Annotated in this window: 10 protein-coding genes, 1 pseudogene and 1 other annotated feature; of the genes and pseudogenes, 3 read left to right on the top strand and 8 right to left on the bottom strand. The window is 44.6% G+C overall.

The window, feature by feature from the left end; translation table 11 throughout:
- Positions 1–44: 44 nt before the first annotated feature.
- From thrC to thrA, 3 genes are read right to left on the bottom strand one after another with little or no spacing between them, the layout of a single operon-like run.
- A complete protein-coding gene (gene thrC, locus AB4209_RS15475) occupies positions 45–1,328 on the bottom strand; it encodes a threonine synthase (RefSeq protein ID WP_017059314.1) in 1,284 nt (427 codons plus the stop codon).
- The gene (gene thrB / locus AB4209_RS15480) at positions 1,325–2,281 is read right to left on the bottom strand and encodes a homoserine kinase (RefSeq protein WP_032545653.1); all 957 of its coding nucleotides are present in this window, start codon (positions 2,279–2,281) and stop codon (positions 1,325–1,327) included. Before thrB ends, thrC begins: the two co-directional genes overlap by 4 nt.
- 17 nt (positions 2,282–2,298) lie before the next feature.
- On the bottom strand, positions 2,299–4,758 hold the full coding sequence (gene thrA, locus AB4209_RS15485) for a bifunctional aspartate kinase/homoserine dehydrogenase I (RefSeq protein WP_050648721.1): 2,460 nt from the start codon (positions 4,756–4,758) through the stop codon (positions 2,299–2,301).
- A gap of 29 nt (positions 4,759–4,787) precedes the next feature.
- Positions 4,788–4,906, bottom strand: a sequence feature (Thr leader region).
- A gap of 317 nt (positions 4,907–5,223) precedes the next feature.
- Here thrA and AB4209_RS15490 point away from each other — a divergent pair.
- The gene (locus AB4209_RS15490) at positions 5,224–5,682 is read left to right on the top strand and encodes a ribonuclease regulator (RefSeq protein ID WP_372056411.1); all 459 of its coding nucleotides are present in this window, start codon (positions 5,224–5,226) and stop codon (positions 5,680–5,682) included.
- A gap of 110 nt (positions 5,683–5,792) precedes the next feature.
- Here the strand turns inward: AB4209_RS15490 and AB4209_RS15495 are convergent, their stop codons facing one another.
- Positions 5,793–6,278 carry a putative 4-hydroxy-4-methyl-2-oxoglutarate aldolase gene (locus AB4209_RS15495; RefSeq protein ID WP_017059310.1) on the bottom strand — a complete coding sequence of 162 codons (486 nt, stop codon included), beginning with the start codon at positions 6,276–6,278 and terminating at the stop codon, positions 5,793–5,795.
- A gap of 47 nt (positions 6,279–6,325) precedes the next feature.
- Here AB4209_RS15495 and AB4209_RS15500 point away from each other — a divergent pair.
- Together AB4209_RS15500 and arcA are read left to right on the top strand one after the other, a co-directional pair.
- Positions 6,326–6,427 (top strand): annotated as a pseudogene (locus AB4209_RS15500) (ribonuclease activity regulator protein RraA); the annotation flags it as partial.
- Between the two features lie 429 nt (positions 6,428–6,856).
- Complete coding sequence (gene arcA, locus AB4209_RS15505; RefSeq protein ID WP_004741534.1) at positions 6,857–7,573, top strand: two-component system response regulator ArcA; 717 nt, start codon at positions 6,857–6,859, stop codon at positions 7,571–7,573.
- Between the two features lie 136 nt (positions 7,574–7,709).
- On the opposite strand, the gene AB4209_RS15510 is transcribed toward arcA, so the two are convergent.
- The 4 genes from AB4209_RS15510 to AB4209_RS15525 form a co-directional block, all read right to left on the bottom strand.
- On the bottom strand, positions 7,710–8,153 hold the full coding sequence (locus AB4209_RS15510) for a hypothetical protein (protein ID WP_017070077.1): 444 nt from the start codon (positions 8,151–8,153) through the stop codon (positions 7,710–7,712).
- A gap of 7 nt (positions 8,154–8,160) precedes the next feature.
- Positions 8,161–10,530, bottom strand: a complete 2,370-nt coding sequence (gene arcB, locus AB4209_RS15515; protein ID WP_372056413.1) for an aerobic respiration two-component sensor histidine kinase ArcB — start codon at positions 10,528–10,530, stop codon at positions 8,161–8,163.
- A 174-nt stretch (positions 10,531–10,704) separates the two neighbouring features.
- Positions 10,705–12,456, bottom strand: coding sequence for a diguanylate cyclase domain-containing protein (locus AB4209_RS15520; protein WP_017059307.1), 1,752 nt, complete (start codon positions 12,454–12,456; stop codon positions 10,705–10,707).
- A 91-nt stretch (positions 12,457–12,547) separates the two neighbouring features.
- The gene (locus AB4209_RS15525) at positions 12,548–13,501 is read right to left on the bottom strand and encodes a TIGR01212 family radical SAM protein (protein WP_372056415.1); all 954 of its coding nucleotides are present in this window, start codon (positions 13,499–13,501) and stop codon (positions 12,548–12,550) included.
- Between the last annotated feature and the right edge of the window lie 370 nt (positions 13,502–13,871).

Raw genomic sequence — 13,871 nt, forward strand, 5'->3', positions numbered from 1 at the left:
GCTCATTGAGCGCCGTTTTTATTTGTTCGAAAAACAAATGGACGTTACGGTTGAACTCGACGAAGCACAGCTTTTAGCGCTTCAAAATCGTTATCAAGATCTTCAGACAACAATTCCATCGCCGCGTGTTTTGCTAGCGGGCCAGGCAGTTCGATATCAGAACCTAGGATGTCATCAACCACTTCTTTGAATTTCGCTGGGTGTGCTGTACACAGGAACAAGCCAGTTTCGTTCTCTTGCAGTTGCTCTTCCAGTAGACGGTAAGCAATCGCACCATGTGGTTCACATAGGTAACCTTGTGCTTTTAGGTCGCGAACTGACTCAGCGCTCTGCTCGTCAGATACTTTACCTTTGCCTAGTGTATCTAAGCCCCAACCTTTCAGTTGGCAAAGCTCTTCGATACGAGGCCAGTTGTTTGGTTGGCTTACGTCCATCGCGTTCGATGTTGTCGCAACAGTCGGTTTTGGATCCCATTGACCTGTTTCTAGGTAACGAGGAACAGTGTCATTTTCGTTAGTTGCTGCGATAAAACGCTTAACAGGTAGACCTAGCGCTTTAGCCAATAGACCAGCCGTTAGGTTACCAAAGTTACCACTTGGTACAGAGATAACGAGGTTTTCACGTTGCTCTTTAGTCAGCTGAGAAGCCGCCTCAAAGTAGTAACAGATCTGAGCCATTAAACGGCTGATGTTGATCGAGTTTGCCGAGTTAAGACCGATCTCTTTACGCAGTTCAGCGTCATCAAATGAGTCTTTAACTAGAGCCTGACACGCATCAAAGTCACCATCAATCGCCACAGTGTGGATGTTCTTGCCAAGCGTACAGAACAGCTTCTCTTGCAGTGGGCTGATCTTGCCTTTCGGGTAAAGAATCACAACATTGATGTCTTCCATGCCGTAGAAAGCATGCGCAACCGCCGCACCAGTATCACCTGATGTTGCCGTTAAGATAGTGATTTGACCACCATCAGAAACAGCTGCTAAAGATTGAGCCATAAAGCGGCCACCGAAATCTTTAAACGCCAGTGTTGGACCGTGGAAAAGCTCAAGCGCGTAAACGCCGTCTTTTACTTGGTTGATTGGTGCAGGGAATTGGAACGCTGCATCCACCATTTGGTCGATCTGTTCTTTTGGTAATTCATCACCAATCAATGCTGACAGAATCTTTGAGCTACGAGGGACAAAGTCCTCTGCTAGCAGCGCATCGATATCATCAAACTTTGGCAGTTCAGATGGGAAAAATAGACCTTGATTACGGCCTAAGCCTTGACGAACGGCTTGGCCAAAAGAGACTTGTTCATCATTTTCTTTGATGTTGTACAGTTTCATAACTCACTTCCTGTAACGATCGAACCCTGCTTATCTAGGCGACAAACGTGAACGAATCCTTCTTCATTTTGTACGTAATTTTGTTCTAACCAGCGTGCAACACGCTCGGCGACATCTTGTTCTTTGCAAATGCTAAATAGAGTTGGACCACTACCAGAAATACCAGTAGCCAGTGCCCCAGCTGACAGCGCGTATTTACGAGCATCAGCAAACCCTGGAAGCAGTTTCTCACGATATGGTTCAGCGATCACGTCTTTGATCATCTTCGCCGCCAGTTCAGGTTGACCTGAATGACACGCGTGGATAAAGCCCGCTAAGTGACGACCATGAGCAATAATATCCTGACGACGATATTGAGATGGTAGGATCTCTCTCGCTTCAGCCGTTGAAACCTTAATACCCGGATAAGCCATTACCCAGTACCAGTCGTCAAAACACGGTACTTCTTGGCTGATGATGCCTAGCTCTTCAAGCATGAGCTGCACACCACCAAGGTAACATGGCGCAACGTTATCGTAGTGGATACCACCTGAAATCTTGCCTTCCATTTCACCCATCAGAGCAAGCAGTTCAGTTTCATTCAGGGGCTGACCGTGAAAACGGTTTAGCGCATCCAGTGCCGCGACGATTGAACATGCACTAGAACCCAAACCTGAACCGATAGGCATGTTCTTTTCTAGTGTCATTTCTAAAGGCTTTAGCGTAACGCCTTTTTTATCAAGCTCTCTCGAGAACACCACCCAGCAGTCGTAAACGATGTTTTCTTTTGCTTCAGTTGGCAGCTTAGAAACAAAGCTGCCTGCAGTTTTAAGTGAGAATGGTTCATCACCGGCTTTAACCATAACTCGGTCACCTAGCAGCGTGCCATCCACTGGAGACACAGCGGCCCCCAACACATCAAACCCTACACTGACATTACCGATTGATGCAGGAGCATAAACGACAACATCCATATCACTTGAACTCATTCTTAAACTCCTAATTTCCAACCAAGAGTACGCATCACATCAGAGAATACGCCAGCAGCTGTTACTTCAGTACCCGCGCCGTAGCCACGCAGTACTAGAGGGATTGGTTGGTAGTAACGGCTGTAGAATGCTAATGCGTTCTCGCCATCTTTAATCTTGAACATTGGGTCGTCGCCATCAACAGCAGCGATACGAACCTTACACTTACCTTCAGCGATTTCACCCACATAACGAAGTACTTTACCTTCTTCTGCTGCGATAGCTGACTGCTCTTTGAAGTAAGCATCCGCTTCTGGTAGGCGAGCCATGAACTCTTCAACCGTACCTGAATCATCAAAACCCGGTGGCAGAGCTTGGTCTACTTCAACATCTTCAAGTTCAAGCGCCATGCCTGCTTCACGAGCAAGAATAAGCAACTTACGCGCCACATCCATACCAGATAGATCATCTCGAGGATCCGGTTCAGTGAAGCCGTTATCTTTTGCAATATTGGTTGCCTGGCTCAGTGTCATACCTTCATCAAGCTTGCCGAAGATGTAAGACAGTGAACCTGAAAGAATGCCGTTGAACTTCTCAAGTTCATCACCTGCAGAGATAAGGTTCTGTAGGTTTTCGATTACTGGTAGACCTGCACCTACGGTTGTTTCGTACATCAGCTTACGACGTGAGTTACGTGCAACTTCACGAAGCTGATGGTAGTAAGCCATGCTTGCTGTGTTTGCTTTCTTGTTTGGTGTTACCACGTGGAAACCAGCCGCTAGGAAATCAGCGTACTGCGCAGCAATACCTTCGCTAGACGTACAGTCAACTAATACTGGGTTGATGATGTGGTTACGTTGAACAAGAGCCGCTAAGCGAGCTAGGCTGAATTCTTCAGTCGCACTCGACATACGGTCACGCCACTGCTCTAACGGTAGACCATCGCTGTCTAGCAACAAACCTTTACTGTTTGCTAAACCACATACGCGAATCACGATGCCTTTTTCAGCCAATTTACCTTGCTGACGTTGGATCTGATCAACAAGTTCGCCACCAACGCCGCCGACACCCACAACGAATACGTCTAGGAAGTGCTTAGAGTTAAATAGGTTCTCGTGACACGCTTTGATTGCTTCAGAGATTTTATCTTCAGGGATAACCGCTGAGATAGCACGCTCAGATGACCCTTGAGCAATCGCAACAATGTTGACGTTCACTTCAGCTAAAGAAGAGAAGAACTGAGAAGCAACACCGCGTGAAGTACGCATACCGTCACCCACCAGCGTTACAATCGCTACGTCGTCCATGAACTCAACTGGCTCTAATAGACCATCTTTGAGCTCAAGTTCAAACGCGTCTGACAACACTTGTTTCGCTTTCACTTTGTCAGCCGATTCAATACAGAAGCTGATGCTGTACTCAGAAGACGATTGAGTAATAAGGACAATAGAAACGCCAGCCGAAGACATCGCGCCGAATACGCGACTTGCCATGCCAACCATGCCTTTCATACCAGGGCCTGATACGTTAACCATTGTTAGGTCACTTAGCGTAGTAATACCTTTAATTGCTAGGTTATCTTCGCCAGTGTCTTGACCAATCAAAGTACCCGCACCCTGTGGGTTGAAGCTGTTTTTGATCAGACAAGGAATATGAAATTGCGCGATAGGCGCGATAGTCTTCGGGTGTAGAACCGAAGCACCGAAGTAAGAAAGCTCCATCGCTTCTTGGTAGCTTAATGATTTAAGCAGACGTGCATCATCGACTAAGCGTGGGTCACAGTTGTAAACGCCGTCTACATCTGTCCAGATCTCACAGCAATCAGCACGTAGACATGCCGCTAGAACTGCAGCTGAATAATCAGAGCCGTTACGGCCAAGTGTGACTAGCTCACCTTTATCGTTACCTGCTGTAAAGCCCGGCATGATATTTACGTGACCTTTAGGCAGTGGCGACTGACGGAAGTTCTGAGTTGAAACGTCCACATCGACCATAGCTTCAAGGTGATCACCTTTAGCGTATAGGTATTGAACTGGGTCAATCAGGCTTGCTGGTTGGCCTTTCGCTTCAAGTACCGCTTTCATCAACTGGATTGAGATTCGCTCACCTTTACTGATGATGCGAGCATTAACATGGTTCGGGCACATACCCAATAGGTTAATGCCGTTTACGAACTGTTTTAGCTGAGCAAGAGAAGTATCAACCTGCTCTTGGAACGCAGAACCATCAATAGAAGGAACAACAGTTTGAATATCTGCAAACAGTGCAGCGAATGAGGATTCGATCTCTGTAATCTGTGCGTCTGCTTCACCATTTTTAAGTGCAGCTTCAATTACAGCAACCAACTTATTGGTTGTTTTTCCTGGAGCCGATAGTACAACGGCTAGCTCTTCTTGCTGGGCATTATTAGCGATGATATCAGCCGCTCGTAAAAAACGATCTGCATCAGCTAATGATGAACCTCCAAACTTTAAAACGCGCATCCCTTTCTCCATAAGTCATAAAAATGGTACAAAAAAAGGCCTGTATCTTGTTGGATACAGGCCTTTTTTTTAAAATCCGTTACTTAGCAGCCTGCCCCAACAATGTTAATGTCGGTAATAATAATGGTTGTGGTCATTACTAGGTGGCTTACGTGCTGCATATCAAATTCTCTGCTTGTGCTTTACTCTACGTGTATCAATTTTTACCACTGGACGTCAATGAAAAGTTGCGTTTTTTTTACATTCGCACCGTTTTTCAGAGCAAACCGTCATTTAAGGGATAAAACACCCTGTATAAACCTTCACTTAAGATACTGGATTTACTCATTGAACAGGCAAGAGTGATCAATTGCATATATAGTCATAACGAAATGCTATATCGATTGTGCAGCGAACGTACAAGTTCTGTGCTTTAATTGAACGATAACGTTCGAAGAACAATAATAATGACATCAGGAGTGGGAAATGAAGAGATTACTTATTCTTTTAGCGTTTGCTACGCCTGTTGTTTGTTCAGCGAACCGCTTGCCTATACTACCCAGCCAAATCGATAGTTCTTCTCATAAATTCTTTATCTCCACACAAAACGCGTCGAGTGAAAGCTTCGATACTTGGAAGATAGACAGTGGCTACTCTTATAGCTTGTTTGCTGATGTTGACCTTTATGTAGGTACACGAATCAACAGCGATTCACTTAAGTATGAAAGCGGATTTTTAAGTGGTGTCAGTTATCAGTTCTCAGAAAGAGTTTCTTTCAACAGTTCTCTGCACACCTATAAAGACGAAACCGAAGACAATGAGAAATCAGTCGCCGCAGAGGTTTCCAGCCGAGTGCAACTAACAGATAACCTAGATTTGCATGCCACTCTTGATTATGAAGAGTGGCAGCAAGGTGTTGAAGTGGGATTAGGGTTTCGCTTTTAATCTTTGGCTTGTTCTTTATTTACTAACTAGATCGGATTGAGCTACAAACTTTCAGCACATCACAAACCATTCCCCGTTCTAATCTATCAACGGCATTCAATTTGAGTCAGTTACGATTCAATTAACAACTCAGATGAAATTAACACACCATTCCAATCGGCATAAATATAGTCACCAGGCTGAATCAGTTGATTATGTATAGAGAGCGTCACATTCACTTGGCCGACACCGCGTTTCTCTGTTTTGAATGGCGATGCACCTAACGCTTGAACGCCAAGGTCCATTTGCGACATCATGCCAACATCACGCACCGCACCGTTCACAATCACGCCTTCCCAACCATTTTCTATTGCGAGAATAGCGAGTTGATCGCCAAGCAGCGCCTTCTGGCATGAGCCATTACCGTCAACGACAAGCACTTTGCCACAGCCGTCGGTCTCTAAAACCTCGCGAACCTTGGAATTATCGTGATAACAACGAACTGTTACAATTTTTCCAAAGAACGCACCACGTTGGCCGAAGTTCTGCAATGGCATGTTCAGTAGGGTGACTTCGCTTTCAAACTCATCACACAAGTCGGGTGTTATATCGTGCATATATCCTCCGTGAGTAAGGCGTTACCAGTTATGTCAGGCTAGCCTCTATGCTTTTATATGTTATTAAAATTAATCCTTTGTTTTCATTGTTCTATGCTCAATTTATTACTCAATAAAGGTTGATTGAGCATATTTATCTACTAGACTCTTAAGACAGCTTTCAGCTTCCTTGGTTCATAATCCGGTCTTTAGCAGGCAAGATGTGCGAAGCATCTCGAATAATCATTCTTGTTTTGGTGCTAAATAGTCACCATAACATTGGTTAAGTTGTAGCCATACTATTAAAGTTTGTTGCGATACGGCAATTGATGTAAATCAACAAAGTGAATGGAATTAACATTCTCGCGTTGTTAGCATGCTGTTAACATTATAGAATCCACTCCAATCACTAAAAGAATGATTGAAAGGCGTACTGGATCTACGTTATTGGGCAATACTTCAAGGAAGGCAGATAGCTGGAAGTAAGTGTTTTTTTGAAAACTTTAAGTTATCATCAAAAATACATTACCTGTATGTTATGTTTTTGCCTAGAATTTATTCTATTAGCACAGTTTCGTCACAAATTTAGGTACCGCCAAATGCAAACCCCGCAGATTCTTATCGTTGAAGATGAGCAAGTAACTCGTAACACTCTAAAGAGTATTTTTGAAGCAGAGGGATATGCTGTTTTTGAGGCTAGCGACGGTGAAGAGATGCACCAAGTGCTATCTGACAACCAAGTTAACCTTGTAATTATGGACATCAACCTTCCAGGTAAGAATGGCCTACTACTTGCACGTGAACTACGTGAGCAAGCAAACGTAGCGCTTATGTTCTTAACTGGTCGCGATAATGAAGTTGATAAGATCCTTGGCCTAGAGATCGGCGCTGATGACTACATCACTAAGCCTTTCAACCCTCGTGAACTGACTATCCGTGCACGCAACCTTCTGAACCGTTCTATGAGCACAAGCTCTGTTCAAGAAGAGAAGCGTAGCGTTGAGAAGTACGAGTTCAACGGTTGGGTACTAGATATCAACAGTCGTTCTCTGGTTAGCCCAGATGGCGAAGGCTACAAGCTACCTCGTTCAGAGTTCCGTGCTCTACTTCACTTCTGTGAGAACCCAGGTAAGATCCAAACACGTGCAGACCTTCTTAAGAAGATGACTGGCCGTGAGCTTAAGCCACACGATCGTACTGTAGACGTAACAATCCGTCGTATTCGTAAGCACTTTGAATCTGTTTCTGGTACGCCAGAAATCATCGCAACGATTCACGGTGAAGGCTACCGCTTTTGTGGTGACCTAGAAGACTAATTCGATTCGCGCTTCTTACCATTTAGCACTACTCACCAGTAAGTGTTATTAACAATAGAAGCGTCATCAATAGTTATTAAAAAGGGAGAATGCCAACGCATTCTCCCTTTTTTATTGTTCTTAATTGGATAAGGTTTTAGTAAACCGTATCCACCTTAACGTCTTTCTCTACTAACCACTTCACGGTTTCGCCATCTTTAAGTTCAACCGCTACATCAACAGGCTTGTCGCTGTCGATCTCTAGCTGCCATACAAACGCGACTTCCCATTGAGTTTCACTGTGTGTTCTTAAATCAAGATCGTCAGCCGTTACCAACAAGGTGTCTGCACCCTGTTTAACCGTAACACTCTCAACCGCAAGCGTTGCTGGCAGTTGTGAATCTGACTCTAGGTAGATAGAACCATGCAGGGTCTTATCTTGAGTCTCGCCAATCGTTGGCATCTTGTTGTGCCAAAGGTTGCTTTTCATGGTAACTGTTGCCGCAGATACTTCGACTTGATTATCTTGCTGCCATTCTACTTGTGGCGTAGAACAACCCGCTAATGCCACTACACATGCGGCGAATGCTAATTTTTTCATTATTCTTCTACCTTTGATTTAACCAACTCTTTAAAACTTCAATGTCATTCTGGTATTCGTTATTTATCTCATCAACCCAATCTGAAATGTTCTCCCACCACGCAGGCAAATCTGGAGATTGAGCTTTCTGGGAAACTTGTTGGATGCGTTTCAGACCAATAGAACCTGCAGCACCTTTAATCTTATGTGCCTCAGAAACGATACTGGCTTTATCTTTCGCGACCATGTTGGAGTTCAATATTTCCATATACTCCGGCATCATATCTTCGAACATCGCGATGCTATCCAAAACCGGTTTCGATCCAACAATATCAACATAAGACTCTAGCATATCAATATCAAGCAAAGTGGTATCAATTTCTGAAAGAAAAGACTTACTCGCGTCGACTTTATCAATGCTCTCAACCTTATCGGTGCCCGCTACCTTCTCAATTACCTCTGGTGCATCTTCGATAAGTTCACTGATGACATCTTGGATAGCTCGAACCGACAAAGGTTTACTGATCGCTTCGTCCATGCCTTTCTGGAAGTACTCTTGCTTGTTGTTTAATACGTTCGCAGTTAACGCCACCAAAGGCGGTAGCTGGCTGTATTTCTCGCGGTAGTATTGAGCAATATCGAAACCCGTCATATCTGGCAGTTGGATATCCAACAACACCAAATCATAGTCTTCAGGATTGAAAGCAATTTGCGCCTCTTTACCCGTCATCACGACTGTCACTTCATGGCCAAGGCTTTCAAGTAGAGAGCGAGCCACTGTGATATTGAGTTCAATGTCTTCGACCATAAAGATCTTAAGATTCGACTGTTTTCTTGGCGTTTTGATCAGAGCCTGAGTATCGTGATTCACTGGAACTCGAATCGAAACCGTAAAGGTACTGCCAAAGCCCTCTTCACTGATGACTTCAATGTGGCCATCCATCATATTAATTAGCTGTTGAGAGACAGCGAGACCAATACCCGTGCCGACAGCGTGCAAGTTGTCCGTGCCCGATTTCACCTGATAGTACATCGCGAAGATCTTCTCGATTTCACTTTCAGGGATACCAATACCAGTATCTTCCACTTCCATCGTAATGTTGGCAAAGTCACCATCAATGTCGGCGCTGACTGTCATCACCACTCCACCATCTTTGGTGAACTTCATCGCGTTACTAACAAGGTTCCACAGTACCTGTCTAAGACGAGTACCATCCACCTCAACAGCAGCTGGAAGATCAGACAATCTTTCTAGATCGAACCTTAACCCTTTCTGCTCAGCCATCAACGCAGAGATACTTTCGATCTCGACAACGAAATCTTCAAAGTTAATAGGCGTAGGGAAGAGTTCAAGCTTACGGCGGTCGAACTTATCCATATCAATAATATCGTTGAAGATATTACCCAGTGTCACCGCGCTCACCTTGATGGTTTGCATCTGCTTGCGCTGTTCGGTGGTCAGTTGGCTATCAAGCAGCATGCGGCTCAAGCCAATGATGCCGTTGAGCGGCGTTCTTAACTCGTGGCTAATAGTTGAGATAAAGGTGGTCTTATCGCGGCTGGCTTTTTCTAACGACTCTTGATGCTCTTTACGTTCAGTAATATCGCGGCCAAAACCAACCAAGCCCAAGTGACGACCATCTTTGCTGTAGAAAGGCACTTTACGCAGTTCGAAGTAACTCTTGCGGCCATCTGGGTATTCAAGCCATTGGTCATAAGTCAGTGCTTGGTTGTCAGCAAATACTTTCTTATCGGTTTCAACAACTTGCTGAGCGACCTCTTTACTGTAAACATCCCAAGGAGTTAAACCAACTAGCTCTTTTTCTGTTTTACCAGTGAGCTCTTCAACCGCACGGTTACAACCAGAAAACACACCATCTTCATTACGGTAGTAAATAAGGTCAGGCGAGGCATCGATAAACGAGCGTAACAGTGCAGTACGTTCTGCGAGTTCAAGCTGAGTACGCTCGCGCTGGAACACCTCGTTTTCGAGATCTTGCATTGCTTCTGCGCGCGCTTCTTCCGCTTTTTCACGCTCTTCAATTTCTTGATTAAGCTTCTCGATATTGAGCTGCATTTTATTGTTGAGTTCTTGGTCTCGCTCACGCATGTCGCCAAGTTTAGAGACCAATTTCGCTAACCTTTGACGTGATTCTTCCAACTGGTCCACGACCACTGACAGAAAATAAACCGCCCAAGGCGTGATCACTAAACCGAAGAAAACTGAACGGACAATGTCGATGTCATCAACATTGCCTTTGAGTGCAAGGGTGATACCGACTTGCACAACAACAGCGAGGGCAACAAGCGCTAGGGCGAGTAAGATAGAAAAGCGGACAATCCCCAGTTTTACGAGTAGATCCACGTAATACTGGGCAAGATTTTTCATGGGTTTCATTTAACGCTCCATGCGATAAGACTAGCAACATTCTACCCTGTTTGAAGATGGGAGGTAAGCTAGCTACATCACACGCAGCAAGTGTTCAGCGGTAATTTCGAAGGTTAATTAACCAATACAAATACTAACTAAGCAAAAATAGCCGGGGATAATCAAATTGCCAATTTTATAGCGTTAGCGAATTGAGTATGGATGCACCATTGAACGGTTGCGACCGTCTGATTTCGCTTGATACAACGCACTATCAGCCAAGGCAACAGCCGATTCCATTTCATCATCAGGTGTAGGAATGTAAGAGATAATACCAATACTCACCGTGATGAATTCAGAGACTGTCGACTTCTCATGCGCAAGTTCCAATTTTAGGACTTCATCATGAATACGCTGCGCCACCAGCTGAGCACCTTCGGTCGTTGTATTTGGCAGAATAAAACCGAACTCTTCACCACCATAACGAGCCACACAATCAGATGAACGATTCAACACCTGCTTAAATGCCTGAGAAACCTGAATCAAAGCATCATCGCCTTGTTGGTGTCCGTAAAAGTCGTTGTAGCCTTTAAAGAAGTCGATATCACATAGCATGATCGTCAGTGGCAGCTTCTCACGCACATGATAATGCCACAGTGTAGAGAGCTGTTCATCGAAACGACGTCGGTTAGACACTTTAGTCAGGCTATCCATAAAGCTGAGGCGTTCAAGTTCAAGGTTGGCTTCTTCAAGCTTTTGTTCTGCTAGATAACGCTCTGTAATATCACGCGCCATGATCAACACACCATTAGTGCTCGATGCTGGATCTCTAAACGGTGATTTGACTACATCATACCAAGTAAATGTTCCATCACTTGAGACCACTTTGTCGATATAACGCAGTGATTTACTTTGATGAAGCACTTGATGATCGGTTTCTGATATTCGCGTATAGATGCTATGTGGCACCACATCTTGTAAACGTTTACCGATCAAGTCACTGACTTCAGAGATACCCAGCGCAGCCACAAATGGTTTATTACACGCTTGATAAACCATGTTTTCATTAAAGATACCAATCGAGTCTGGGCTGGCCTCCAGGAGGTTTTGCAAGATGGTGTCACGCTGCGCAAGTGCCACTTCGGTATCTTTTCGCTTCTCCATCTCGCCACGCAGTTTCTGCTGCATGTCATGCCAATCGGTCACATCATGGCTAATAGAGAGCGTGCCGATGGTTTCTCCATCTTGGGAAAGCAGCACACTTTGGTAGGTTTCAAGCAAGCAGCTTTTTCCATCTTGATCTGTAGTCCAAGAGCGTTCACTTACACGACCTTTTAATACTCCACCAGAAACACTCAGGGTGCCCTCTTCAGCACGACCATGCCAAAACTTTTTAAACGAGCGATTACTCGTCACTAACTGACCTTTCTGATCTTTCACGTAGATCAGCTCAGACAAAGAATCCAAAGCGGTACGAGCAACATTCAGTTCTCGAACTTCTTGGGACAGTTCTTCGTTAGTGTTTTTATAAGGTGAGGCGTGAATCATCCAAGCCTGCTTATTTCTAAAATGGATCTTACGACCGATCAAGTTGATCTTGAACGACTCAAATTCAGAAAGCGCCCACAGGGAGACCTGCTCGAAGGCTCGAGAGTTGATGTGGTTGGTTAAGTAGTGACGAAAGCTGTTCTCGCTTTCCACAGTAGGAAAGCGAAAATTAACACCGATTTGGCGGATACCAAGCAACTGCATGGCTTGGCGATTGGCATAGAGTATTTCGCCACTTCGAACATCAACAAAGTAGAGTGGCGACGGGGTAGCAAGTAGAAGCGTTTCGATATGCGACTGATAACGAGAATAGAGATGCCAGCAGATGAGAGCAATCAGCAATACAACAACGATATAAATACCGTAGCCATACGCCCTGTCCCACAACCAAGTCATTACCAGTTCCATTTACTCTCAATCTATACCATAAAATCTGTTAGGGAAATGTTACCACTATTTATTGGTTTTATCTGCTGCTACCTACAGTCACCCATTTCTATTAATTGGCCGCGTTTAAAACAGGCAACGTGTACTCGAATGTAGAGCCCGTTTTGATGCCTTGAGCACCGGTTTTATCCAACGAACGACCTATTTCAGTCATCGCTAACCAGCGGTTCTCACACCATAAAGGAGAAAGTAAGGTTGGGCGTCTCGCCGCTGAAGAAACACGGTGATAAACCACGTCCGCAGGCGTGCGTTGAATGATCTCACTCGCGATATCGATGTACTCTTCAAGGCTTGGGGCTTCTAGCTTTCCTGCCTTCCACGCCTTAGCCATGGTACTGCCCTCTACTATATGAAGGCCGTGCAGCTTAATACCATCGGTGCCAACGGCTAATACCTTGTCTAAGGTTTCAAGGTTATCCGCTTTAGTTTCTTTTGGTAGACCAACAATCAGGTGAGTACACACCTTGATACCTAAAGCGCGTGCGCGTTGGGTGATCGTTTCATACACCGCAAAATCGTGGCCGCGGTTAATTCGCTTGAGGGTTTTATCATTGGCGGTTTGCAGGCCAAGCTCGAGCCAAATCTCATAGCCTTGTTTAACGTAGCCCGCTAACAGATCCAACACCGCATCAGGCACACAGTCTGGTCGCGTACCAACACAAAGGCCGACGATCTCTGCACCGGGTGCTTTTAGCGCCTCTTCATACATATTCTTGAGCACTTGCACCTCAGCATAAGTGCTGGTGTACGCCTGAAAGTAAGCCAGGTACTTCTTGGCACGAGCAATCTCACCCGCACGATCTTTTAGCTGGTCAGCAATACTTTGAATTTGAGTTTGTTCATCGGCAAAGGAAGCCACGTTACAAAACGTGCAACCTCCACGGCCAATTGTCCCGTCTCGGTTTGGGCAGCTGAAACCACCATGAAGCGTCAGCTTGTGAACCTTCTCGCCATAACGGCGTTGAAGGTCTTGGCCGATAGTATTGACCAACTCGTGTAATTGCATATTTTCAAAGCACTCAAGTAAATAAGAATGAATATCAGTCTTTTTTGAAAAAAAATTACATCCCTGCAAAATTCGACCAATTAGTTTACTCAAGGCTTTTTGCGAGCAACCTAACAAATATCAATAAACATGCAAAAAATCGGCTCTATTTGCCTAATGTTGCACATTTGTTAGGCATTAAATTCAAAATAAAACGAAAAAAATGGTCTACATGGGTCAACTTTCATTGCAATTCGCCTAGACAAAATTGTAGGATACTTACACATATTGGCTATTTTTGAGTATTTACTTACAACGAAAACTTGCTAATAAGTCGGTGATATCTAACTCCCACCTATATAAACCACTAGTTTGTGGTTAAAAATAAACA

Origin of the sequence: Vibrio sp. 10N.286.48.C11 (assembly GCF_041469805.1) — a bacterium.
Taxonomy (GTDB): Bacteria; Pseudomonadota; Gammaproteobacteria; order Enterobacterales; family Vibrionaceae; genus Vibrio; species Vibrio crassostreae_C.